The organism is Paraburkholderia graminis C4D1M (assembly GCF_000172415.1).
GTDB lineage: Bacteria > Pseudomonadota > Gammaproteobacteria > Burkholderiales > Burkholderiaceae > Paraburkholderia > Paraburkholderia graminis.
Genome location: NZ_ABLD01000002.1, coordinates 524,760 through 549,113, shown reverse-complemented (window position 1 = coordinate 549,113; position 24,354 = coordinate 524,760). Strand labels below are relative to the sequence as shown.

General features: G+C 61.8%; 20 protein-coding genes and 3 pseudogenes. 4 read left to right on the top strand and 19 right to left on the bottom strand.

Going from position 1 to position 24,354, the window contains the following annotated elements:
- Positions 1–5: 5 nt before the first annotated feature.
- The 3 genes and pseudogenes from ppnP to BGRAMDRAFT_RS35915 all read right to left on the bottom strand — a co-directional run.
- Positions 6–326, bottom strand: coding sequence for a pyrimidine/purine nucleoside phosphorylase (gene ppnP / locus BGRAMDRAFT_RS05450; protein WP_006047673.1), 321 nt, complete (start codon positions 324–326; stop codon positions 6–8).
- Positions 327–493: 167 nt separating this feature from the next.
- The gene (locus BGRAMDRAFT_RS05445; RefSeq protein ID WP_006047672.1) at positions 494–1,198 is read right to left on the bottom strand and encodes a hypothetical protein; all 705 of its coding nucleotides are present in this window, start codon (positions 1,196–1,198) and stop codon (positions 494–496) included.
- A 75-nt stretch (positions 1,199–1,273) separates the two neighbouring features.
- Positions 1,274–1,369 (bottom strand): annotated as a pseudogene (locus tag BGRAMDRAFT_RS35915) (NnrU family protein); the annotation flags it as partial.
- Between the two features lie 347 nt (positions 1,370–1,716).
- On the opposite strand from BGRAMDRAFT_RS35915, the gene BGRAMDRAFT_RS05440 reads away from it, so the two are divergent.
- A complete protein-coding gene (locus BGRAMDRAFT_RS05440; RefSeq protein ID WP_006047671.1) occupies positions 1,717–2,226 on the top strand; it encodes a GNAT family N-acetyltransferase in 510 nt (169 codons plus the stop codon).
- 3 nt (positions 2,227–2,229) lie between these two features.
- Here the strand turns inward: BGRAMDRAFT_RS05440 and BGRAMDRAFT_RS05435 are convergent, their stop codons facing one another.
- The 7 genes from BGRAMDRAFT_RS05435 to BGRAMDRAFT_RS05405 all read right to left on the bottom strand — a co-directional run bounded on the left by BGRAMDRAFT_RS05435 (position 2,230) and on the right by BGRAMDRAFT_RS05405 (position 8,889).
- Positions 2,230–2,991 (bottom strand): IclR family transcriptional regulator, encoded by a 762-nt coding sequence (locus tag BGRAMDRAFT_RS05435; protein ID WP_006047670.1) that lies wholly within the window; start codon positions 2,989–2,991, stop codon positions 2,230–2,232.
- An 89-nt stretch (positions 2,992–3,080) separates the two neighbouring features.
- Positions 3,081–3,833: an amino acid ABC transporter ATP-binding protein gene (locus tag BGRAMDRAFT_RS05430; protein WP_006047669.1), complete on the bottom strand. Its 753-nt coding sequence runs from the start codon at positions 3,831–3,833 to the stop codon at positions 3,081–3,083.
- A complete protein-coding gene (locus BGRAMDRAFT_RS05425; protein ID WP_006047668.1) occupies positions 3,830–4,480 on the bottom strand; it encodes an amino acid ABC transporter permease in 651 nt (216 codons plus the stop codon). The genes BGRAMDRAFT_RS05430 and BGRAMDRAFT_RS05425 overlap by 4 nt, the downstream gene beginning before the upstream one ends.
- Before the next feature lie 22 nt (positions 4,481–4,502).
- Positions 4,503–5,219 carry an amino acid ABC transporter permease gene (locus BGRAMDRAFT_RS05420; protein ID WP_006047667.1) on the bottom strand — a complete coding sequence of 239 codons (717 nt, stop codon included), beginning with the start codon at positions 5,217–5,219 and terminating at the stop codon, positions 4,503–4,505.
- 40 nt (positions 5,220–5,259) lie between these two features.
- On the bottom strand, positions 5,260–6,093 hold the full coding sequence (locus BGRAMDRAFT_RS05415; RefSeq protein WP_006047666.1) for an ABC transporter substrate-binding protein: 834 nt from the start codon (positions 6,091–6,093) through the stop codon (positions 5,260–5,262).
- A 298-nt stretch (positions 6,094–6,391) separates the two neighbouring features.
- Positions 6,392–7,582 (bottom strand): aminotransferase class V-fold PLP-dependent enzyme, encoded by a 1,191-nt coding sequence (locus BGRAMDRAFT_RS05410; RefSeq protein WP_006047665.1) that lies wholly within the window; start codon positions 7,580–7,582, stop codon positions 6,392–6,394.
- A gap of 332 nt (positions 7,583–7,914) precedes the next feature.
- Complete coding sequence (locus BGRAMDRAFT_RS05405; RefSeq protein ID WP_006047664.1) at positions 7,915–8,889, bottom strand: Tim44 domain-containing protein; 975 nt, start codon at positions 8,887–8,889, stop codon at positions 7,915–7,917.
- Positions 8,890–9,122: 233 nt separating this feature from the next.
- On the opposite strand from BGRAMDRAFT_RS05405, the gene nhaR reads away from it, so the two are divergent.
- Positions 9,123–10,019: a transcriptional activator NhaR gene (nhaR, locus tag BGRAMDRAFT_RS05400; protein ID WP_006047663.1), complete on the top strand. Its 897-nt coding sequence runs from the start codon at positions 9,123–9,125 to the stop codon at positions 10,017–10,019.
- Between the two features lie 569 nt (positions 10,020–10,588).
- Here the strand turns inward: nhaR and rpoD are convergent.
- The 5 genes and pseudogenes from rpoD to BGRAMDRAFT_RS05375 form a co-directional block, all read right to left on the bottom strand.
- Positions 10,589–13,011, bottom strand: a pseudogene (rpoD, locus tag BGRAMDRAFT_RS05395) (RNA polymerase sigma factor RpoD).
- Positions 13,012–13,102: 91 nt separating this feature from the next.
- On the bottom strand, positions 13,103–14,977 hold the full coding sequence (gene dnaG / locus BGRAMDRAFT_RS05390; protein WP_044020345.1) for a DNA primase: 1,875 nt from the start codon (positions 14,975–14,977) through the stop codon (positions 13,103–13,105).
- A gap of 100 nt (positions 14,978–15,077) precedes the next feature.
- Positions 15,078–15,524 carry a GatB/YqeY domain-containing protein gene (locus tag BGRAMDRAFT_RS05385; RefSeq protein ID WP_006047659.1) on the bottom strand — a complete coding sequence of 149 codons (447 nt, stop codon included), beginning with the start codon at positions 15,522–15,524 and terminating at the stop codon, positions 15,078–15,080.
- A 249-nt stretch (positions 15,525–15,773) separates the two neighbouring features.
- The gene (rpsU, locus tag BGRAMDRAFT_RS05380) at positions 15,774–15,986 is read right to left on the bottom strand and encodes a 30S ribosomal protein S21 (protein ID WP_006047658.1); all 213 of its coding nucleotides are present in this window, start codon (positions 15,984–15,986) and stop codon (positions 15,774–15,776) included.
- Between the two features lie 68 nt (positions 15,987–16,054).
- Positions 16,055–17,272, bottom strand: coding sequence for a BaiN/RdsA family NAD(P)/FAD-dependent oxidoreductase (locus tag BGRAMDRAFT_RS05375; protein WP_006047657.1), 1,218 nt, complete (start codon positions 17,270–17,272; stop codon positions 16,055–16,057).
- Between the two features lie 112 nt (positions 17,273–17,384).
- Here BGRAMDRAFT_RS05375 and tsaD point away from each other — a divergent pair, with 112 nt between their 5' ends.
- Positions 17,385–18,413 (top strand): tRNA (adenosine(37)-N6)-threonylcarbamoyltransferase complex transferase subunit TsaD, encoded by a 1,029-nt coding sequence (gene tsaD, locus BGRAMDRAFT_RS05370; protein ID WP_006047656.1) that lies wholly within the window; start codon positions 17,385–17,387, stop codon positions 18,411–18,413.
- 110 nt (positions 18,414–18,523) lie between these two features.
- On the opposite strand, the gene folE2 is transcribed toward tsaD, so the two are convergent.
- The 4 genes from folE2 to BGRAMDRAFT_RS05350 form a co-directional block, all read right to left on the bottom strand.
- Positions 18,524–19,330, bottom strand: a complete 807-nt coding sequence (gene folE2, locus BGRAMDRAFT_RS05365; RefSeq protein WP_006047655.1) for a GTP cyclohydrolase FolE2 — start codon at positions 19,328–19,330, stop codon at positions 18,524–18,526.
- Between the two features lie 314 nt (positions 19,331–19,644).
- The gene (gene dxs, locus BGRAMDRAFT_RS05360; protein WP_006047654.1) at positions 19,645–21,552 is read right to left on the bottom strand and encodes a 1-deoxy-D-xylulose-5-phosphate synthase; all 1,908 of its coding nucleotides are present in this window, start codon (positions 21,550–21,552) and stop codon (positions 19,645–19,647) included.
- Positions 21,553–21,636: 84 nt separating this feature from the next.
- Positions 21,637–22,518 carry a polyprenyl synthetase family protein gene (locus BGRAMDRAFT_RS05355; protein ID WP_006047653.1) on the bottom strand — a complete coding sequence of 294 codons (882 nt, stop codon included), beginning with the start codon at positions 22,516–22,518 and terminating at the stop codon, positions 21,637–21,639.
- On the bottom strand, positions 22,515–22,823 hold the full coding sequence (locus BGRAMDRAFT_RS05350; RefSeq protein WP_006047652.1) for an exodeoxyribonuclease VII small subunit: 309 nt from the start codon (positions 22,821–22,823) through the stop codon (positions 22,515–22,517). The genes BGRAMDRAFT_RS05355 and BGRAMDRAFT_RS05350 overlap by 4 nt, the downstream gene beginning before the upstream one ends.
- A gap of 288 nt (positions 22,824–23,111) precedes the next feature.
- Here BGRAMDRAFT_RS05350 and BGRAMDRAFT_RS05345 point away from each other — a divergent pair.
- Positions 23,112–24,217: pseudogene (locus BGRAMDRAFT_RS05345) on the top strand (aromatic ring-hydroxylating oxygenase subunit alpha).
- The last annotated feature ends 137 nt before the right edge of the window (positions 24,218–24,354 follow it).

Below are 24,354 nucleotides of genomic sequence, written 5' to 3'. Positions count from 1 at the left end.
TGCGCTTACAGATAGCTGCAAACGTAGTCGAGCGTCTCGACCACGTCGATGTCGAAACGGCTTTTGCCCGGCACCGAAAACGACTCCCCCGCGCTATAGGTTTTCCACTCGTCGCTGCCTTCGAGGCGGATGCGGCATTGGCCCGCCTGCACTTCCATCAGTTCCGGCGCGTCGGTGCCGAAGTTCAGCGTGCCGGGCAGGATCACGCCGAGCGTCTTGCGCGAGCCGTCGGCGAACAGAACGGTGTGCGACACGCATTTGCCGTCGAAGTAGACGTTGGCGCGTTTGATAACGGAAACCTGATCGAATTGAGTAGCGGCCGTCATGGCGGTGTTCCTGTGAGTCGTCGTGAAAGAATGCGCGTGCGCCGCGTGGCGGCAGCGCTGCTGTATGCATTTTGCGCCGACCATCGACGCAAGCGTGCGGTCGAATGCAAGCCCGCCATGATACAGGCGAGCGCGGCCGTGCAACGACATGCGCATCGCGCTGCGGATCAGTCGGCCCGGCGCCAGCGGCCAGACTCCGCGCATACCACTACCGGTTCGCCGTCCAGCAACACTTGCTCTGTGTCTGGATGCGAGGCGGGCAATGCGGCAACGTCGAAGTCGATGTGGAGCGCGCGTGCCACATGCGCGTCTTCGATGGGAAGCTCCCACGTCAGGAACATCTGCACGCAATGCTGATCCAGCGTGAAGTCGCTCGCACTAAAACCGCTGCTGTCGCGACGGATCACGCCATGAGGCTGGCCGGTGTCGAATATCAGCGCCGTGCCGCGCGTCAACGGAATACGCTGACCTGTGGCCGCGAAATGCACGTCGAAGCCCTGGTCTTCGGTGAGGAAGAGATTGCAGAACGCCGCGCCGCCATACTGCTCGGCGTCGTGGTGATACCTCGCGCCGCGGCACGCCATCAACGCGACGTCGCTCGAGGCCAGCACGCCGGGTAATCCGAGTGAGTGCGTCCAGTCCGACATCGCCTGCACGCAACGCGGGTAGTCCGGCCAACGCACGCGCGTTCGCGCGAAAGGCATCGCCTCGACGTCGCCGGGTTCCAGGTTCATGCGCGACGACGTTTCTCTTTCCCAATCCATTAGCACACGCTGCGGGGGCACGGGTATATCGACGACGCTTGACAGCACGACGTCGCTCACGCGCCGACTGCGGATAGCATCGCCGCTGGAGAAATAGGAGATCAGCATATCTCGCGCGTTAAACTGTTCGGATGACGAATCATCTATGTATCGTAACCATTAGAATCGATGTTTGCGTCCGACTCAAAGCCAGCGCCAGATGCCTGCCGCGAAGCCCGAAAGCGGAATATGCGCCCACGTAGCGGCAAGCCACACAACCAGGCCGCCGAGCAACGTGTGCGCGCGAAGCGACTACCCACGAAGGCAAGCGCGGCTGCGATGACTGTGATGCTGGTTTCCATTGAATAGCTCCTGAAGGAGATTCGAAACGCGGCCGCATTGCCGCTACCCGGAAACCAGATGAAGAACAACGCAATTCGCCGCGTGCTTCGTATTGTGCCTGAGTGCCTGTGCACACCATGCAAGGGATCAAATGGCAAGCCTCGCATTGGCTCTCGGCAGATTACTCGTGATCCTTTAAAGTAAGCGCTGAAGTTCACGGCGAAGACGAGTTCAACGAGGATTTTTCTTCCGCTCAACAGTCGCGCTTTGCTACACCTTCTTCGCCCGTCACGGAGATCGCCAAATTGCTCATTCGCCAACTTGTTCCATCCGACGCGCTGTCCTTTCAAGCCCTGCGTCTTTCAGGACTGAAGGAGACGCCCACATCGTTCGCGTCGAGCTATGAAGAAGAAGTGCATCGTTCATCCGATGACATCGAAAGGCAGTTAACGAAGCAGGACGACCGCGGAGTTTTTGGCGCGTTCCACGACACGCAGCTAATAGGCATTGCAGGACTCGGACGCGAGAACCACACCAAGTTGCGCCACAAGGCGTTCGTGTGGGGCGTCTACGTCGCACCGGAACAAAGAGGCCGCGGTGTGAGCAGAGTCCTCGTCAGCGAGGCGATCCGTTTTGCGCAGTCCGTGCCTGGCATTACGCAAGTCAACATCACGGCCAACGCATGCAACGATGTCGCTATCCGGCTTTATTCATCGCTCGGATTTAAACAGTTCGGACTCGAGTCCGGCTCGATGATTGTCGAAGGAAAGCGGTACGACGAAGTGCATATGTCGTTGCACTTCGAACCACGCTGAGATCTACAACCGCCCATAGGGTTGCGACAAGGCCTTCGCCGATCTGATCAGATCTTCAAGCATCGTCGCGCGCTTCTCGGGATCGGTATCGCGGCTCGTCATGAAGCACAGCGCCGCGACGGGAAGACCCGTGCGGTCGCGTATCGGCGCGGCCATGCAGAGCCGGAAAGTGTGAGACAAGCCTTCCGTGCAGCAATATCCCTGTTCGGCGGCGCGCTGCACGTCATGAACGAAATCGTCGAAGTCAATGCGTCTGCCGTTGTCGAGCACGAAGTCATCGTCTGGAATCAGGCTGCGAATTTCGTCGGCACGCAAATGAGCGAGCAACAGGCGTCCGGACGCCGTCCACGGAATCGGCACCTTCACGCCAATGTCGGAACTGATATTGAACGGCCGCGAGCTGTTCTCCGACAGCACTACCGTGTACTTGTTGCCTTCGAGCATGCACAACTGCGCGGTCTCGTCGTGGGTTCGCACGAGTCCGAGAATCGCCTGGTGCGCGCGGCTGATCAGGTCATTGTGAACCGCATAGTCGGCGCCGTAGTAATGCATCTCGCGGCCGAAGAACACGCTTCCGTCGGGCGTTGTCTCGAGCCAGCCCGCTTCCGTGAGCATGGTCACCAGTTCGTAGATGCTCGAGCGCGGCGCGCCCGTCGCTTCGATCAGCTCGCGCATCGTCATCGGGCGTCGCGCAATATGCAACTGCTTCAGAATGCCGATCACGCGATCGACTCCCCTGGCCCTGGTTGATTCCGGTGCAGACATTCATTCAACTCCGTCAGCGATAGGGTTCGCACTGTATCTGTTATGTGACGCGAGTCTGGCATGCGGCGGGCGATGCGCCGTGCGGCGCCTCAATGGTCGAGCACGCGATGCAGGAACTGCCGCGTGCGTTCGTTCTGCGGATTGACGAAGATCTGCTCAGGCGCACCTTGCTCCGCGATCACGCCTTTATCCATGAACACGACACGGTCGGCCGTTTTGCGCGCGAAACCCATTTCATGTGTGACGACGACCATCGTCATCCCGTCGCGCGCGAGTCCGCGCATGACTTCCGTTACTTCGCCGACGAGTTCCGGGTCGAGCGCGGACGTGGCTTCGTCGAAGAACATGATGCCCGGTTCGACGGCCAGCGCTCTTGCAATGGCCACACGTTGTTGCTGGCCGCCGGAGAGCTGGCTCGGATAGTGTTCGGCGCGGTCCGCGAGACCTACTCTGTCGAGCGCCTCCATGCCGCGCTTGCGCGCGTCGGCCGCATTCATCTTGCGCGCCTTGATGAGCGCCAGCGTCACGTTGCCGAGCGCGGTCTTATGCGGAAACAGATTGAACTGCTGGAACACCATGCCGACGTGCCCGCGAATTTCCTTCGCGCGACGTGCATCGTGAAGCGGCACGTCGTTCACCCAGACTTCGCCCGCATCGGCTGTTTCAAGGCCGCTCATGATGCGCAGCACCGTGCTCTTGCCGGAACCCGATGCGCCGATCAGCACGAGTACTTCGCCCGGCCGCACGTCGAGATCGATTTCCTTCAGGACCTGCGTGGCGCCGAACGATTTGCCGACGCCCGTGAGTTTGATAATCGGCTTCGACGTAGTGACTGTGGTCATGACAGCAGGCTCCTTCTTCGGTCATGGTGGCGCACCCACTGCGATAGTGGAAAGCACACGATGAAATAAAGCACGGCAACGAGTCCATAAATCTCAACCGGCTTGCCGATCCGGTCGACGATGGCCTGCCCGCCATGCATCAATTCCGACATGCCGATCATGCTCACAATCGACGTGTCCTTGATGAGCGATAAGTACTGGCCGATGAGCGGCGGCATCACGATCTTTCCCGTCTGCGGCAAGATCACCGAGAAGAACGCCTGCGTCTTGCTGAGCCCGAGAATCTGCGCGACTTCCCATTGGCCTTTCGGCACAGCTTCGATGCCCGAGCGGAACACCTCGGCAATGTAGGCGCCCTGATAAACGCTCAAGCCGACGACGCCCGCGGCAAAGACATCGATCGCGTAGCCGAAGTAGGACACGCCGAAGTAGATGAACATCAGCGTGATGAGCACCGGCGTGCCGCGAAACAGTTCGGTATAGAGCCGTGCGACGGTCGGCGTGCCCCACGGCCCGAACGAACGCAGCACGGCTGCGAGCAGGCCGATCAACGTTCCGCCGACAATCGCCGCCGCGGACAACAGCAGTGTCGCGAGCAATCCCTGAAAAAGGATGGCGAGGCTCGTCATTAACAATTCGCTCGACATGTTCGGTCTCCGGTTTCAGCGATCAGGTGCGATCGGCCTGTCGTGCGACAAGAAAGAGTCGCCGCGTGCGTTTCTTCACTTCGAGCGGCGGATGAAAAACGCGCACGCCGATTTGGCCCGCGACCCACGACAGCACATTGCTAAGGAACAGATACGCAATCAGCGTGATCGTGAACGTCTGGATATAGAGCAGCGTGCGAGCATTGATGACAGTCGCCGTGCCGCTCAATTCAGGCAGCGCAATTGCCGACAGAAGCGACGTGCCCAGCAGCAACTGAATCAGGTTGTTGACGATCGCCGGATAAACCGCGCGCGCCGCCTGCGGCAACACAACCTCCATGAAAATTTGCGAGCGTTCGAGCCCGAGAATCGACGCGGCCTCGAGTTGTCCGCGCGGCACCGACTGGATGCCCGCGCGAAACACCTCGGCGAGATAGGCGCCGACGTTCACACCCAATGCGATTACGCCGGCCGTATAAGCGTTGAGCGTGATGCCGAGCGACGGCAACCCGAAGAACACGATGAAGATCTGTAATAGCACGGGCGTATTGCGGATCGCCTCGATATAAACGCTCGCAATACCTCTCAGCAGCCGCACGCGCGACGCGCTCGCCAGCGCGGTCAGCAAGCCGAGCACCATCGACAGAACGAAGGCCAGCAGCGTGACCTGGAGCGTCAGCCACGACGCGCGAACGAAATCGTTCAAATAACCCGCGAGGGTTATCCATTCATAGCTCATGGTTCCTCCGTCCGTCGAACAACAACTTGCATGCGCGCATTCAGTACTGCGGATTCAGCGGAAAACGCGGCTCTGTTCCGAACCACTTCTTGTAGAGCTGCGCATTCTGCTTGGACGCATTGATGTTGAAGAGGAACAGGTTCAGGTAATTGAGCCACACCTGATCGCCCGCCTTCACGCCGAACGCGTTGTACTCCAGCGGCACAAGCGCTTCGTTCGTGACCGTCAGATTCGAATCGAGCGATGCCTGATAGGCCAGAAAGTTGTTGTCCTCGATCATGGCGTCTGCCTGCCCCTGCTTCACCGCGAGAATCGCGGCCTGCGAGCTGTCGAATTCCTGGATCTTGACCTGCATGTTCAGCGAGCGCACTTCGTCGCCGTTCGTCGAACCCTTGACTGTCGCAATCGTGCGATTGGCCATATCGTTGATCGACTTGATGCCGCTGCTTTTCTTGACCAGCAGCGCCTCGCTCGCCACCACATACGGATTCGTGAAGGCGATTTCCTTCGCACGTTCCAGGTTGCGCGTGAAGTTGCAGAACACCACGTCGACCTTGCTCGTTTGCAGGTTCGGAATGCGGTTCGCGCTCGTCGTGTTGACGACCTCGAGCTTGACGCCCATCTGCTTCGCCAGTTCTTTCGCGAGGTCGACGTCGTAGCCGTCGGGTTGGCCGTCCTTGTTGTAGAAGCCGAACGGCGCGAAGGTCAGGCAATCGCCGACTCGCAGCGTGCCGCGCTGCAAGACCTGCTTGAGCGTCGAATCGGCTCCGGCGCTTTGTTCCGGCGGCGCGACCTTGGTACAGCCCACGAGCGTGAGCAACGCGGCCACGGCAAACAAAGAGGCAAGTCGTGCGCTTTCCCTGACAAATCTCATTTTCGATCCCGGTCTGGTGTTGAAGCTTCGTGCGTGGAAGAAACGGCGATCAGCATGGTCTTCGCGGCATGTCCGCTATCGGCGGAACAGAAGTGATCGCGCGGTTAAAGTTGATCGTCTGGTATATCGGAATTGTGTCCGGTACAGCAGATAGACGCAGTGTTTCATGCGAAAAAAATGCTGGCAATGGGGTATACACCGTCGAGCGCGGTGGCTTTTCGGCGATGGCGTGGGAAGGTGACGATGGCCGACGGGGCGCGAAAGCGCCCGTCCGTTTGCTGCTAGGCGAGGCGGCGATTTATGCGCGCGCGTCCCTGACGGCCGCGCGGAGGGCATCGACGAACATATCGAGGTCCGCTTCGTTCATGTAGATATGCGGCGACACGCGCAGGCCTTGCAGCTCGCCGACGCAACGGTACTTGACGTGAATCGCGAACGATTCCCGCAATGTACGCTCGACGCGCAGGGCGTCGACGCCTTCGATAGAAAAGAGGCTCACGGCGCCGAGCGTTTCCGTGTCGAGCGGCGTGTGAAAGCGTAAGCCGGCGATGTCCGCGGCGCGTGCTGCCCAGTAACGGGTCAGCGCGCTGAGCCGTGCATGAATGTTGGCGGCGCCGATCGCCTGATGGAAGCGAATCGCCGGTTCGATGCCCGCTTGCAGCGCCGAGTTATAGGTGCCGAGATTCCAGTGATCGAATTTGTCGATGGCATCCGGCGCGGCATCGAACGGAGCGAGCAGCGGCCAGGTCTCGCGTATGCGCTGTCGATTGACGATCAGCATGCCATTGCCGACGGGCGCGCCGAGCCACTTATGCAAACTCGTGACGAAGAAATCGCAGCCGAGTTCGCGGAAGCTCACCGGCATCTGCGCGAACGACTGCGCTGCATCGACAACGGTGATGATGCCGCGCTCTCGCGCGAGCGCGCACAAGCGGCCGACAGGCAGCACTCTGCCGGTCCAGTGAAGCATATGCGTCAGGTGAAGCACGCGCGTGCCGGGACGCATCGCGGATAAGTACGCGGCGACGATTTCGTCGTCGCTTGCAAGCGGATCGAACGCGGCCGTGTCGACAACAATGCCCTCGCGCGTCTGCCGCTGCTGCCAGCCGCCAAGTGCGCTCGGGTAGTCCCACGGAGACACGAGCACCCGCTCGCCGGCCGACAACGGAATGCCGAAAATCGCCACGCTCAGGCCTTCGCTTGCGTTCCGGTTGAGCGCGATTTCGTCGGCGGCGCAATCGGCTAGTGCAGCCAACTGCCGCTTGATGTCCGGCAGCTTCGCATCCAGACCGGTCCACATATTGACGTCCGGATTTTTGCTGACGAAGCGATAGGCGTCGATGACCGCCTGCTCGACAACCAGCGGCGGCGGACTCACGGCGGCGTTGTTCAGATTAAGCAGCGGATGCTGCTTCGGGTATGACTCGCGCACGCGTGCCCAGTCCACTCCGGCGTTGGTTTTTGTGAAGCTCAAAGTGTCCGTATGCATTCGCTCGTCCTCTGCGTGGCGCGACGCGGGGCGCGTCTTTCGGTGCCGACGTTAACTTAGCCGGTAACCGGGTGCGTGTCTCGTCGTTGAGGCGGCGAAAACCGCACGCAGAAAATGTTTTTACGGCCGGGGGAAAGAGGTTGTGCCGTGGGGACCGCTGCCGACGATGCCGCGGCAGATGCGGTCCGCCGACAACGGTGTATTAGGAGAGGCGCGCATGTAGCGCATAGATTGACGTTGTTCTTTTTGACGAGGGCGCGCACCAAAAGATGCACGCCCTCGCAGACACGCCCGACCGATTGCATCCGGTCAGGCGTAGTTCCTTCGCTCGCTTAACGATCCAGTTGCTGAATGCCCGCGAGTCGCCACGTATCTCCGGTATGCGCGCTTCGGACGATATTCCAGACCTCCTGGAACGGCTGCGCGGTCGGTGCATCGTCCTCACGCATCTGGCCGTAGAAGCGCACGCTGACGAACGTTTCGTTTGCCGTACTTTCGACACCGAGCACTTCCGCATCGAGTTGCGGCACCTCCGTACGGCTCGGCTGGCTGCCGCGGCCCTCCAGATCGCGCTTGAGCTGCGCGAACATCTCAGGCGTGGTCAGCTCGAACAGGTCGCCCTGCTCGTTGGCGTCCCATGCACGTTGAAGACGCATGAACATGGTTTTCGCCGACGTCACCAGTTCAGCCTGATCGAGCCCGAGCGGCTGCGACGGCGCGCTGAATGCGCCCGTTGCAGCAACCGGATTCGTCGCGGCGCGCTGCGTGCCGAAAAAATTCGTATCGGGCCGCGCCTGGCCGTTCTGGTTCGGGTGCTGGAACGGCGAACCGTTGCCCTGCGACCGGCTCGCGGCGCCCTGTCCATAAGCCAGATCCGGACGACGACGATTAGCGATAAAGCGGAACAGCATCACGCCGGCCATCACGACGAGGCCGATCAGCAGCATGTTCGACAGCATTTGCGCGAGCCCCGCGCCCAGTCCGAGCGACGACAGCAACGCGGCGATGCCGAAGCCGGCGGCGAGACCGGCCAGCGGACCGAGCCAACGGTTGCGCGCGGGCGCCGCGGCCGGCGCCTGCGCGGCCTGCTGCGCCGGCTGAGCCTGCTGGCCTCGTTGCGCCGGAGCGGACGGCGACGCCATCTGCGACTGGCGTCCGATGCTTTGACTGCCGCCGACGCGCTTCGCTTCGGCGTCGTTGGCCGCCAGCGCGCCGAGCGCCAGCACGGCCGCGAGACCGAGCGTCGCGGTGCCGCGCGTCACCTTACTGGCGACACGGCGGAACTGATTGATGGCTTGCGTATGCATATAAACCTCTCTTGATGAACCGGGGCGCCCGCCTCGCGCGTCGTCTTCACACGCGACTAGCTTACGGACGGTAATTTTCTTCGGTCGCCATGTTTGCCGCTGGTCTGCCGGCAATTTGCAATGTACGACCTGCGAGCCTTCAATCTAGCCGAAGTCCAGACGACGGAAAATTCGTATTTTTATTGCTGATCGTTCGTAAAAACCGTAACGTTGCTGAATCGACGGAGGAACGCGTGAACTTCAAGCATCTGTATTACTTCTGGGTCGCGGCGCACGCGGGTGGGATCGTGCGCGCGGGCGAGCAACTGCATGTCACGCCGCAAACGCTGAGCGGTCAGATCAAGCTCCTCGAAGAAGCGCTGGATAAGAAGCTGTTCAGAAAGAGCGGACGCACGCTCGAACTCACCGACGCGGGACGGCTCGCGCTCGACTATGCGGACGAGATCTTTTCGCTGGGTTCGGAACTGGAAAGCGCGGTGCGCCGCGAGAAAGAGGTCGGCACGCAATCGCGGTTTCGCGTCGGCATCGCGGACTCAGTGCCGAAGGCAATCGCCTACCGGCTGCTGGAACCCGCGCTGAGCGCGCCGGTGTCGCTGCGCGTGATCTGTCACGAGGGCAAGCTGCATGCATTGCTCGCGCAACTGGCCGTGCACCGGCTCGATCTGATCATCGCCGATGCGCCCATTCCCGCCGACGTCAACATCAAGGCGTTCAATCACCGGCTCGGCCGTTCGACGTTAAGCTGCTTTGGCGCCGAGTCGCTGCTGCAGGGCGTTCGCAAACGCTTCCCGCTGTCGCTCGGTCAGTTGCCGCTGCTGCTGCCCGGCACGGAGTCGGCGGTGCGCCGCAAGCTGGATCATTGGCTCGCGTCGCGCGCGATTTCACCGCGGATCGTCGGCGAATTCGATGATGGCGCGATGGCCCTCGCGTTCGGCCGCGAAGGACGCGGTCTGCTGTTCGCGCCGACCGTGCTCGAGGCGCAGTTGCAGGCGGAACACAAACTGACGACGGTCGGCCAGATCAACACGATCGTCGAGGAATTCTTCGCGATCTCGATCGAGCGCCGCATCAGTCATCCGGCTGTCGCGATGATCATCGACGCCGCGCGCAGCGAACTGTTCAATGCGTAGACGGCAACGCGCAGGCACGCACCAAGAAAAAAGCCACTCGCGATGAGTGGCTTTCGAAATGTTTGGTGGGCCTCCCGTGAGTCGAACACGGCACCAACGGATTATGCTAACCAGCTACGGCTTTCGCCGCCCCTTTCGGGTTTGTGGTCTGGACTGTCTCTTGTCTTTACGACCTGCCCGTTCAGTCTCTACACGTTCTCTCAAAGAGAGCTTCGCTCGGGATTGCCACGCTGCGAGCAGCAGAGGTTTCCCCGAATTTGAGCAGTTCTACCAGGGGGCAGAGCTAACTTACCCCAAGGCAACCCATTCACGACTCACCATGCCAAGCTGCATGGTTTAGGTGAGCCTTTGCTAAGTCCGCTGCTCTAACCAAGCATGAGCTAGAGGCCCTGAGAACTCGGGATTTTACCGTATCGGATGCAAACAACGAAGGGCTTCGCGTGCGGCCCGCCTTCTGACTGGCCGACTACATGAAAAAGGGCTTCCGCAACCGCTTCGCTTTTGCGAAACGACCGGGAAGCCCCTTCAACATCATGTGCCGCTAACAACGCTTCAGACAATCGCGCCGATCAGTTGCCTTCAAGGAACGACTTCAGTTTGTCGGACCGGCTCGGGTGACGCAGCTTGCGCAGCGCCTTCGCCTCGATCTGACGAATCCGCTCACGCGTGACGTCGAACTGCTTGCCGACTTCCTCGAGCGTGTGATCGGTGCTCATCTCGATACCGAAGCGCATGCGCAACACCTTGGCTTCGCGCGGCGTCAACGAGTCGAGCACGTCTTTCACGACATCGCGCATGCTCGCGTGCAACGCGGCGTCTGCGGGCGCGACCGTGTTCGTGTCTTCGATGAAGTCGCCAAGATGCGAATCGTCGTCGTCACCAATCGGCGTTTCCATGGAGATCGGCTCTTTCGCGATCTTCATGATCTTGCGGATCTTGTCTTCCGGCATTTCCATCTTCTCGGCCAGCGTTGCCGGGTCCGGCTCGAGACCGGTTTCCTGCAAGATCTGACGCGAGATGCGGTTCATCTTGTTGATCGTCTCGATCATGTGAACCGGAATGCGGATGGTGCGCGCCTGGTCCGCGATCGAACGCGTAATGGCCTGGCGAATCCACCACGTTGCATACGTGGAGAACTTGTAGCCACGACGATATTCGAACTTGTCCACCGCCTTCATCAGGCCGATGTTGCCTTCCTGAATCAGTCGAGGAACTGCAGACCGCGGTTCGTGTACTTCTTCGCAATCGAAATCACGAGACGCAAATTCGCCTCGGTCATTTCGCGCTTGGCCTGACGCGCCTTCAGTTCGCCCGCCGCCATTTGCCGGTTGGTTTCCTTCAGGTCCTTCAGCGGCAACACGACACGCGCCTGCAAATCCAGCAGACGTTGTTGCTGCTCGCGAATGGCCGGAATGTTCCGCGTGAGGATCGCGCTATACGGATGCCCTTCGCTGACGATCTTGTCGGCCCATTCGAGATCCGTTTCGCTACCCGGGAAACGCGCGATAAATTCGGCGCGCGGCATGCCGCACTTGTCGACGACGGTGTGCAGAATCTGACGCTCGACCTGACGCACTTCATCCACTTGCGCGCGCAACGTGTCGCACAGACGCTCGACGGTACGCGCGGTGAAGCGGATCGTCATTAGCTCGTTCTGGATGGTTTCCTGCGCCTTCAGATAGGACTTGGACTTGTAGCCTTCCTTCTCGAACGCGCGACGCATCTTGTCGAACCATTCGCTGATGAGGGCAAACTTTTCGAGCGACGCACGCTTGAGCGCTTCCATTTGCGCTGCGTTGGCCGTGGCCTGCGCGGTGCCGTCGTCTTCTTCCTCGTCCTCTTCGTCCTCTTCCTCTTCTTCCTCGTCTTCGCTCTCGATGGCTTCCGCTTCCTGCACCGAGAAGCCGTCCGCGTCTTCCGCGTCGGCGTCGATCAGGCCGTCGACCAGTTCGTCGATACGGATTTCCTCGTTCGCGACGCGCTCGGCCATGGCCAGAATGTCGGCGATCGTGGTCGGGCACGCGGAGATGGCCATCACCATGTGCTTCAGGCCGTCTTCGATCCGCTTCGCAATCTCGATTTCGCCTTCACGCGTGAGCAGCTCGACCGTGCCCATTTCGCGCATGTACATGCGCACGGGGTCCGTCGTGCGGCCGAATTCGGAGTCGACGGTGGAGAGCGCGACTTCGGCTTCCTCTTCCACTTCGTCGTCCGACGAAGCGGCCGGAGCGTTGTCGTTCAGCAGCAGCGTTTCGGCATCGGGCGCCTGCTCATAGACAGCCACGCCCATGTCGTTAAACGTGCTGATGATGCCTTCGATCGCCTCGGTCTCGGTGAAGTTGTCCGGCAGGTGATCGTTGATTTCAGCGTACGTGAGGAAGCCGCGCTCCTTGCCGAGCTTGATCAGCGCGCGCAGTTTCGAACGACGCTCTTCCAGTTCCTCGACCGTGCCGGGCTGCGACGACGAAAACGCGTCTTTCAGCAGCGCCTTTTCTTTCGCACGGCGGTCGCGAGCCTTGGCCTTTTCCACTTTGCCGGGAGCGGCCACAGGGGTTTCTTCGCTTTGGGTTGCGTCGTCATCGACGGGTACTTCATTCAGCTTTTTCGTCATGGAGTTCGCCGTACCGGCTGTAGTCTCGACTCGCGGCTGGTGGACAACAGCCGGTTGAACCGTGGATACTGGAGTCTCGCGCACTGCCGCATCGTCCTGCGCGACAGCCGCTTCCCTTGCGCTTCTGACACCCGGCCGCCTCGCAGCCGGAGGCGGTACGGCTTGCGCCGTCTTCGTGACCGCCGTTGCCACTCCTTTTGCCTTGCCTGCCGGCTCCGCTTGCGCGGGCGAAGTGGTCGATGATTTTCTCCTGGCAGCCGGTGTCACGCTGGCAGCAGACACCTTCCGGGTAGAAGAAACCAACTTGGCCGAGGCGACCTTTGCGGTCTGCTCCGTGGAGCGTGGGCCTGTTTTGCTCTTTCCACCTGTAGTCTTTGCCATCGCATCGCCTTTTCGCCTTTGCTAGGAAAACCCTTGAAAAACAAACCGCTGGAAACCTTTTATTATACCACTCAGGCTTCTGCGGCTCCGCCTACAAGCCGAGCTGGCGCTTCATGTCAGCTCGCTTACGATTAAGCTCCGCGAGTTCCGCGAACTCCTCCGGCGTGTGCCGGGATTGCCGCGAAAGCTGCTCGAGACGATCGCAATAAGCGTCGTAACGCATCTTCAGAATCGCCGCTTTCAGTTCCTCCCCGACGATCCGTTCCTGCTCGCGCCGCTCCTCGATGACGGTCGCATCTTCCGGGTCCTTCAGCAACAAATCCCGGACATTTTCATCATAGTCCAGAATTTTGCGAAAGATTTCCTCGAAAGTTGGGGCGTTTGCACCGTTTCGCAATAGGTCGGAGAGCAACTGGAACTCCGCCGAATCGCCGAGTGCGCGCGCGTGCGTCGTCACTTCCTCGAATAGCTCGCCGTGCCGCGTGACGGTCAGCAGCGCCTGTTCGGCCTCCTCGTCGAGCACCGCGACCGTGCGCGGATACATCACAAGATTGCGCAGTGTCTTTTCCTCGATGCCCGTGACGCTGCGCCGGTCCTTGCGAGCCGGCGCGAGGCGCGCGGCCGCCGCGATGCGCGAATCGACCTCGCAGAGCGCGGCCACCTCGTCGAACGGCACGTCGAGCCGGTCGGCGAACATATGCATGATCTGCGCGCGCAACGCATTGGCCGGCAGCGCCTGCAACAGCGGCTTCGCGTCGAACAGCGCGCGCGCCCGGCCTTCGGGCTGATCCAGTTCCTTGCCGGCGAGTACCTCGTTCAGCATGAACTGCGACAGCGGCATCGCACGCTCGACCTGCTCGCCGAACCCCTCGGTGCCGAATTCGCGCACGTAGCTGTCCGGATCGTGCTCCGTGGGCAGAAACAGGAAGCGGATGGTCCGGTTGTCCGCCGCATGCGGCAAGCAGGCGTCCAAAGCCCGACGCGCGGCGCGCCGCCCAGCCGAGTCGCCGTCGAAACTGAAAATGACCGTGTCGGTCTGGCGCATCAGCTTCTGCACATGGACCGGCGTGCAAGCCGTGCCGAGCGTGGCGACCGCGTTCTGGAACCCCAATTGAGCCAGCGCGACCACGTCCATATAGCCTTCGACGACCAGCACGTAGCCCTGTTCCCGAATCGCGAGACGCGCCTCGAAGAGGCCGTATAACTCGCTGCCTTTGTTAAATAGCGGCGTTTCCGGAGAATTCAAATATTTCGGCTCACCGCCGTCCAGCACGCGGCCGCCGAAGCCGATCACCTGTCCCTTCACATTGCGTATCGGGAACATGATCCGCTCGCGAAAGCGGTCGTAGCGCCGGTTCTGACCCTGCGCGTCCGATTTTTCGCTGACGATCACGAGACCCGATTCGACCAGCGAGTCATCGCGATAGTTCGGAAACGCGGCTTCGAGGTTCTGCCAGCCGTCCGGCGCGTAGCCGAGGCCAAAGCGCGCGGCGATCTCGCCGGTCAAACCGCGCTTCTTCAGGTATTGGATGGCGACCGGCGCGCCGCGCAGTTGCTTGCGGTAGTAATCGCAGGCGGTCTGCATGACGTCGGAAAGCGCGGTGGTGACTGCTTTGGAAGCGGCCGGCGAATAGCCGCCGCCCGAGCCGCCTGCGCCTCCGTAGCCGGGCGAAGGCTCGTTCGGCACTGTCAGGCCGACGGATTGCGCAAGTTCGTTGACGGCTTCGGGAAACGAGGCGCCGACGTGTTCCATCAGGAAACCGATCGCGGTGCCGTGGGCGCCGCAGCCGAAGCAGTGATAGAACTGCTTCGTCGGACTAACGGTGAACGACGGGCTTTTCTCGTTGTGAAACGGGCAAAGCCCCATGAAGTTCGCGCCGCCCTTCTTCAACTGCACGTACCGGCCCACCACGTCGACGATATCGACGCGGTTGAGCAGATCCTGCAGGAATGACGGAGGAATCAAGGTAGATGACGCTGCCTGAATGACTGCCTGAAACACCCGATGCGGCGCGCGCCACGCTCAACCGCGGGCACGCGAACCACACACAGCCCGCGCTTTCGCCTTACTTCGCGAGCGCGGCTTTGACCTGCGCCGACACCGCCGTCATGTCGGCACGGCCCGCGAGCTTCGGCTTGAGCACGCCCATTACCTTGCCCATGTCCTGCGGACCGGCGGCACCGGTTTGCGCGACGGCGGCCTGCACCTCGGCGACGATTTCCGCCTCGGACATCTGCTCGGGCATGTATGCCGAAAGAATGGCCAACTCCGCCTTTTCCTTGTCGGCGAGATCCGTGCGGCCCGCGCCTTCGAACTGGCTGATCGAGTCCTTGCGCTGCTTGATCATCTTGTCGATGACAGCGGTCACCGCGGCGTCGTCCAGCGTCACGCGCTCGTCGACTTCGCGTTGCTTGATCGCGGCGAGCAGCAGCCGGATCGTGCCAAGACGCTCGGTCTCACGTGCCCGCATGGCGGTTTTCATATCGTCGTTGATCCGGTCTTTGAGGCTCATCACTCACCTGAATGCGTTGAAAATTGAGAACCGGCCGCGTCGGACATACGCACAAGCACGCACAAGCAGCGCATGAACACAAACGCCCGCTTGGGACTGCTTCCTCAAGCGGGTTGACGCAATTGTGCGTAGTGGATGCGACCCTGCTGGCTGGTCCGAAGAGACCGTGTTTTCCGTGACGGCACTGGTTGCGCCGTCACCGGTTCGTTGTCGTTGTTCCGTTGGACTGCAACAGCGGCAACACCAGAATCAGTAGAACTTCTTTGGCAGCATCTGGCTGCGCAGACGCTTGAAATGACGCTTCACCGCGGCGGCCTTCTTGCGTTTGCGCTCAGCCGTAGGCTTTTCGTAAAACTCGCGCGCCCGCAGTTCCGTCAGCAACCCGCTTTTCTCCATGGTGCGCTTGAAACGGCGCATGGCGACTTCAAACGGCTCGTTGTCTTTTACGCGGATGGTCGTCATTTTTCAATAACGGAACTTTGTAAAGGTTCAGGAGTATAGCAGAGCTTTTACACAAAGCCACTGCGCCGTCAAGCCCCCCGGGCGTACTCGGCGGCAGCCTGGCCGGCCGCCACGCCCGACGCCCAGGCCCACTGAAAATTGTAGCCGCCGAGCCAGCCCGTGACGTCCACCGCCTCGCCGATGAAGTACAGGCCCGGCGCGCGGGCGCTCATCATCGTTGTCGACGAAAGGTCGCGGGTGTCGACGCCGCCGCGCGTCACTTCGGCCTTGCGGTAGCCTTCGGTGCCGTTGGGCGTGAGCGTCCAGCGCGACAGCGCCTCGCCGATGCGCCGTAGCGCCTTGTCCGGCAGATCGGCCACACGCGCCTCGGCGGGAATCTGATGGGTGTCGAGCCACACGTGGGCGAGCCGCTGCGGCACCCATTCCGACAACAGATTCGCGATCTGGCGACGGGTCCCGGTCTTCGCTTCGAGCAACGCGGCAGCCGCATCCTGATTCGGCAGCAGATCGATGTGGATCGGCTCGCCCGGCTGCCAGTAGCTCGAAATCTGCAGCACGCCAGGGCCGGAAAGCCCGCGGTGCGTGAGCAGCAAATCCTCTTCGAATTCGGCGCCCGTCTTCTTGTTCCCCGTGGCGATCCGCACTTCCAGCGACACGCCCGACAGCGCCGAAAACGGCTCCCAGTCGGCGGCGGCAAAAGTCAGCGGGACGAGCGCGGGACGCGTGTCGATCAGCTTGTGGCCGAATTGCTTCGCCAGACGATAAGCGAAATCCGTCGCGCCGATCTTCGGAATCGACAGCCCGCCCGTTGCGACGACGAGCGCGCGCGCCGCAATCGGACCCGCGTTCGTGTCGAGCGTGAAGCGGCCCTCGGCGTCCTGCCTCACATGTTCGACGGACAGCGGCGTGCGCCAGGCGACGTGCCCCGCGTCGCACTCGCTTTTGAGCACGTTGATGACCGCGTCGCTCGACTCGTTGCAGAACAACTGGCCCTTGTGCTTCTCATGCCACGTCACGTGATGGCGCTTGAGCAACGCCATGAAATCGCGCGGCGTGTAGCGTGCGAGCGCGGAGCGGCAAAAATGCGGATTCGCCGACAAATAATTGGCCGGGCCCGCGTACAGATTCGTGAAGTTGCAGCGGCCGCCACCCGAGATGCGGATTTTTTCCGCGAGACGCTGCGAGTGATCGATCAGCACGACACGCCGGCCCAGTTGCCCGGCCACGGCCGCGCACATCATGCCGGCCGCGCCCGCGCCGATCACTGCGATATCGAAGGATTCCATGGGGCCGCATTGTACCTGCGGGCCGGCGGCGGCTTGCCCGCGCTGCTATACTTTCAGGCTTACTTCTCTGCGTTGCGGACGCTCTCAAGCGTCCGTTTCAGCCCCACCAGACATGCTCGTTCTCGGCATCGAAAGCTCCTGCGACGAAACCGGCCTCGCGCTCTACGACACCGAGCGCGGCCTGCTCGCGCATGCGCTGCATTCGCAGATCGCGATGCATCGCGAGTATGGCGGCGTGGTGCCCGAACTCGCGTCGCGCGACCATATACGGCGTGCGCTGCCCTTGCTCGAAGAGGTGATGGAGCGCGCGGGCGCGGCACGCGGCGACATCGACGCGATCGCCTATACGCAAGGGCCGGGGCTCGCGGGCGCGCTGCTGGTGGGCGCGAGCGTCGCCAATTCGCTGGCGATGGCGTGGGACAAGCCGACCATCGGCATTCATCATCTGGAAGGGCATTTGCTGTCGCCGCTGCTCGTCGACGAACCGCCGCCGTTTCCGTTTGTCGCATTGCTGGTGTCGGGCGGCCATACACAGTTGATGCGCGTGACCGACGTGGGCGTGTACGAAACCCTTGGCGAGACGCTCGACGACGCCGCCGGCGAAGCCTTCGACAAAACCGCCAAGTTGCTTGGCCTAGGCTATCCGGGCGGCCCGGAAGTCTCGCGCATGGCCGAATTCGGCACGCCGGGCGCGGTCGTGCTGCCTCGTCCGATGCTGCATTCCGGTGACCTCGACTTCAGTTTCAGCGGTCTGAAAACGGCTGTGCTCACGCACGCGAAAAAGCTCGGCGGCGCGAACATCTGCGAGCAGGCGAAAGCGGACCTGGCGCGCGGTTTCGTCGACGCAGCCGTCGATGTGCTGGCAACGAAGTCGATTGCCGCGCTCAAGCGCGCGAAGCTGAACCGCCTCGTCGTGGCGGGCGGCGTGGGCGCGAACCGGCAGTTGCGCGAAGCGCTCTCGGCGGCGGCGCAAAAGCGCAACTTCTATGTGCATTACCCGGACTTGTCGCTGTGCACGGACAACGGTGCAATGATCGCGCTCGCCGGTGCATTGCGGCTTCAGCGCTGGCCGGATCAGTCGGGCAAGGACTACGCATTTACCGTGAAGCCGCGCTGGGATCTGAGCTCGCTCGCGCGCTGAACGTGAGTCAGATTTTCACGTAGCGCCCGACGCATCCCGTGTAAATGCCGACAAAAAAGCCGCTTCAGCAAGCGGCTTTTCATTCAGTCATTGCCGGCTATCAGTCGGCGTTAAACCACTCGCTTAGCGCGTTCGATCACCGCATACGCGCTGTGATTGTGGATCGACTCGAAGTTCTCGGCCTCGAGCACATAAGCGACGATCCGCTCGTCCGCGTTCAGACGTTGCGCGACGTCGCGCACGAGGTCTTCGACGAACTTCGGGTTCTCGTACGCGCGCTCAGTGACGAACTTCTCGTCCGGGCGCTTGAGCAAGCCCCACAGTTCGCACGACGCTTCTTCTTCGGCGATACGGATCAGGTCTTCCACCGCGACCTCGCCTGCCAGTTCTGCGTTGATCGTGACGTGCGAGCGCTGGTTGTGCGCGCCGTACTGCGAGATCTTCTTCGAGCACGGGCAGAGGCTTGTGACGGGCACGAGCACCTTCAGGAACAGGCGGGTTTCGCCGTTGCGCGTGTCGCCGGTCAGCGTCACTTCGTAATCGAGCAGGCTTTGCACACCCGACACCGGCGCGGTCTTGTTCACGAAGTAAGGAAACGACACCTCGATGCGGCCCGCCTCGGCCTCGAGCTTTTGGAGCATCGCGGCGAGCATCGTGCGGAACGTCGCCGGTTCGAGTGGCGCCTTGTTCTCCTCGAGCAACGCGACGAAGCGCGACATGTGCGTGCCCTTCTGATCGGCGGGCAAATGGACGTCGAGGTTCCACGTGCCGACCGTCGGCTGCGCGTCACCGCTTTGTGTGCGCACGGTCAACGGATGGCGCACCGCCTTGACGCCAACCCGCTGAATCGGAATCTGGCGGGTATCCGGCGTGCTTTGCACGTCGGGCATCACAAAGGCGGGATTCATCTGATTCATGTTCTTGTCCTTTCAGGAAGACGCTGACCCGCCACCCTGTGTTCAACTTCGCAGAAAATCTCCGCTCCTTGAAGCAAGTCTTCGTGGATGAAGAATCGCCCCTTTGAGGCGTTCGCGAAGCGACAGGTCTGGGAGTCGTCAGCGGCCGCGCGAAGCAAAAACCGCAACGGCAAACGCCGGCCCCTGCCGGCGTTCGATGATGGGCACACGCCCATCGACTCAAGTTAGAGATGGCGCATCGTGGCGGCCGGCGCGTTGAGCGAGCGGCTAGCCTGACTGGTCAACAGATGCGATCGACCAGCCTAAGCCCCCGCTCAAGCAACCCGCTTAACCGACGATTGCGCGCCGACCGCACCGCTCGACAGGAAGCGTTCGCGAATCGACTTCGCGATGCCCGCGGCGTCCAGTCCGCATGCGGCGAGCAGCTTGGCCGGATCGCCATGATCGATGAAGCGGTCGGGAAGGCCCAATTGTAGTACCGGACGCATAACCCCACTCTCGAGCAGGGCTTCGACGCACGCCGAGCCCGCGCCGCCCATTACACAGCCCTCTTCGACAGTGACGATGGCGTCGTGCGTTTCCGCCAGTTGACGCACGAGGTCTGCGTCGAGCGGCTTCACGAAACGCATGTTCGCCACCGTGGCGTCGAGTTGTTCGGCAGCCGCGAGCGACGGCGCGACCATCGTGCCGAACGCGAGGATCGCAATGCGCTTGCCCGCCGGTTGCGAGGTTTCGCGACGCACTTCGCCCTTGCCGACCGGCAGCGCGGCCATCTGCTTGACCGTCGCCACGCCGGTGCCGGCGCCGCGCGGATAGCGAACCGCCGTCGGGCACGACTGCTGCAGCGCCGTGTACAGCATCTGGCGGCTTTCGTTTTCGTCCGACGGAACCATCACCATCATGTTCGGAATGCAGCGCATGAACGCGAGGTCGTAGGCGCCCGCGTGCGTCGCACCGTCCGCGCCGACCAGACCCGCACGGTCGATGGCGAACACCACCGGCAGATTCTGCAGCGCGACGTCGTGGATCAACTGGTCGTAAGCGCGCTGCAGGAACGTCGAGTAGATCGCGACGACCGGCTTCATGCCGTCGGCGGCGAGGCCACCGGCGAACGTGACCGCATGCTGCTCGGCGATGCCGACGTCGAAATAGCGATCCGGGAAGCGCTTCTCGAACTCCACCATGCCCGAGCCTTCGCGCATGGCCGGTGTGATGCCGACGACGCGCGCGTCCAGTTCAGCGGCATCGCACAGCCATTCGCCGAACACCTGCGTGTAGGTTTTCTTCGACGGCGCGGAGGCCGGCTTGATGCCCTCGGCCGGATTGAACTTGCCGGGGCCGTGGTACAGGACCGGATCGGCCTCGGCCAGCTTGTAGCCCTGGCCCTTCTTCGTCACCACGTGCAGGAATTGCGGACCGCGCAGTTCCTTGATGTTTTGCAGCGTGGGGATCAGCGAATCGAGATCATGGCCGTCGATCGGGCCGATGTAGTTAAAGCCGAATTCCTCGAACAGCGTAGCCGGCACGATCATGCCCTTCGCGTGCTCTTCGAGCTTGCGCGCCAGATCGAGCATGGGCGGAGCGACGCGCAGTACGCGCTCGACGCCCGCGCGCGCGGCAGCGTAGAAACGTCCGGACATAAGCCGCGCGAGATGGCGATTGAGCGCGCCGACCGGCGGCGAAATCGACATGTCGTTGTCGTTCAGGATCACGAGCAGCGGCACGTCGTCTTCCACGCCCGCGTTGTTCATGGCTTCGAAGGCCATGCCCGCCGTCATGGCGCCGTCGCCGATCACGGCGATGCCCATGCGGTTGTCGCCCTGCAGCTTGCTCGCGATGGCCATGCCGAGCGCCGCGGAAATCGACGTGCTCGAATGCGCGGTGCCGAACGTGTCGTACTCGGACTCGTCGCGCTTCGGGAAGCCGGAGATGCCGCCCAACTGGCGCAGCGTGTGCATCCGTTCGCGGCGGCCCGTCAGGATCTTGTGCGGATACGTCTGATGGCCGACGTCCCACACGATGCGGTCGTGCGGTGTGTCGAACACATAGTGCAGAGCAATGGTCAACTCGACCGTGCCGAGGTTGGACGAGAGATGGCCGCCCGTCTGCGACACGCTGTCGAGCACAAAAGCGCGCAACTCGTCGGCAAGCGGTTGCAATTGGCGGCGATCGAGGCGGCGCAGGGCGGCCGGGTCGTCGATGGTTTTCAGCAAGTCGTACATCGTCGTTCCATTGTAGGAAAACTTACGCGCCCGCACTTCATACACGCACCTTGTGGGACGGTGCGCGGCGGCGGGCTTTCGCGTTCAGCTAACCCGGTTCACCACCAGGTCGGCCAATTCGGCAAGACGCTGCGCGCGTGCGCCGAACGGCGCCAGCGCGGCGTGCGCGTCGCTGCGCAACTGCGCGGCGAGCGAACGCGATGCGTCGAGCCCAATAATCGACACGTAGGTCGGCTTGCCGTCCTTCGCGTCCTTGCCTGCTGTCTTGCCGAGCGTCGCGGAATCGGTCGTGACGTCGAGAATATCGTCGACGACCTGAAACGCGAGACCGACCGCGGCCGAATAAGCGTCGAGCGAACGCATCGCGTTTGCGTCGGGTGCCTCGCCGGCCAGCGCGCCCATGCGCACCGCGGCGCGCAGCAACGCGCCGGTCTTCATGCGGTGCATGGTTTCGAGCTGCGCGCGCGTCAGCGTATGACCGACGCTCGCGAGGTCGATGGCTTGACCGCCGCACATGCCGATCGAACCGCTCGCGAGAGCCAGTTCGCGCACGAGCGCCGCCTGTTGCGCCGGCGCCAGCACATCGGACGTCAACGAAACGAACGCCTGCGATTGCAGCGCGTCCCCAACCAGCAGTGCCGTGGCTTCGTCATATTTGACGTGTACCGTGGGCTTGCCGCGACGCAGTGCGTCGTCGTCCATGCAGGGCATGTCATCGTGCACGAGCGAATACACGTGGATCATTTCGAGCGCCGCTGCCGCCGCATCGAGACACTCGGCGCGCGCGCCGGTGAGTTCGCCCGCTGCATGGCACAGCAACGGGCGGACCCGCTTGCCGCCGCCGAGCACCGCGTAGCGCATCGCTTCGTGAAGCTTTGCAGGCTCCGTTGTTTCAGCCGGCAAGTAGTGTTCGAGTGCCGCTTCGACGCGCTCGAGCACCGAGCGAGTCCATTGTTCGAATGTCATAGGTCGTCCCCGCTTTCAGTAGCGGCTGTTCCTGCTGTATTCACGGGCAGTGGCTTGAGCGTCTCACCGTCGAGCACCCGTACCTGCTGCTCGACCTTCTCGAGCTGCTGCTGGCAAAACGCCACCAGAGCCGCGCCGCGCCGATACGCGGACAGCGACTCTTCGAGGCTCAGATTGCCGCTTTCCATGCGTGCAACGAGGCCCTCCAGCTCCGCCTGCGCCGCCTCGTAATTCTCGGGCAGCGGCGTGTTGTCGACGCCCTCGGCTGGCGCGGCAGCGGTATCGTTCGACGCGGTCTTCGCCATGAATAGTCGCAAAAATTAAAACAAGTCGGACATTCTACGGCAAAAGCGATAAATCCGATCTCCCAGCCCACCTTCGGGCTGCGTGTTCTCCGGTGGCCGCCCTGTCAGTCTCGCAGAAAAAAATCGATCGGTCTGTGCCGAAAAGGCCGAACTTTCCCGACATTTTTGACCCAAATCAGTGACTTAACTGTCCCAAGGAGGGGGAAACAGGTATAATCTCGGGCTCCCTAAATCGAATCTTCGATGGTTGGGTTGTTCACTGCTTTCACGTCTTCATCGGGAGTGGGAATGTCCAATCTGAGCAATGCATTGCAGTTGCGGTCTGTTCACAGCCAACTGCCAGTCACGGCTTACTTTGACGAAGCGCTTCTAACGCGCGAAATCGAAACCCTTTTCAGGAAAGGTCCCCGTTACGTCGGGCACGAACTCATGGTGCCGGAAGTGGGGAATTATTTTGCCTTGCCCAGCGAAAGCGAGGGGCGCGTGCTCGTTCGTAACCAGCAGTCGCAAGTCGAACTTCTGTCGAACGTGTGCCGCCACCGGCAGGCCATCATGCTCAACGGCCGCGGCCACGCGGAGAATATCGTCTGTCCCCTGCATCGCTGGACATACGACCTCAACGGCCAGCTTCTCGGCGCTCCGCATTTCGCGGACAACCCCTGTCTGAATCTCGGCGCCACGCCGCTGCAGAACTGGCAAGGGCTGCTGTTCGAAGCACAAGGCCGCGACGTCGCGCGCGATCTGTCCAACCTCGGCACCAGACAACACTTCGACTTCTCGGGCTTCATGTTCGATCACGTCGAAGTGCACGAGTGCAACTACAACTGGAAGACCTTTATCGAGGTCTATCTGGAGGACTATCACGTTGCGCCGTTCCATCCGGGCCTTGGCAGCTTCGTCAATTGCGACGACCTCGCGTGGGAATTCGGCGAGTGGTACAGCGTGCAAACGGTGGGCGTGCACAAAGGCCTCGAGCAGCCGGGCAGTCCGACGTACCGCAAATGGCACGACGAAGTCCTGCGTTTTCGCGGCGGCATCCGCCCGAGTTCGGCGCGATCTGGATGGTGTACTACCCCGGCATCATGATCGAGTGGTATCCGCACGTGCTGGTCGTGTCATGGCTGATTCCGCGCGGTCCGCAGAAAACCACCAACGTGGTCGAGTTCTATTACCCTGAGGAAATCGCGTTGTTCGAGCGTGAGTTCGTCGAAGCGGAGCGCGCCGCGTATATGGAAACGGCGCGTGAAGACGACGAGATCGCCGAACGCATGGACGCGGGCCGCCGGGCACTCATGGAACGCGGCGAGTCGCAGGTTGGTCCATACCAGAGCCCGATGGAAGACGGCATGCAGCACTTCCACGAGTTCCTGCGGCGCGAACTGGGCACGATCTAGAATCGGCGCTCACGCATCGCCTCATTCGCGTTTGCACGAACGCATGGAAAGACGGGCTTCGGCCCGTCTTTTTTTGTTTAGACTAACGATGTAGCCCAGCCATCCGGTCGCGTCATGAGGCCGCCGGCAAGGGAGCC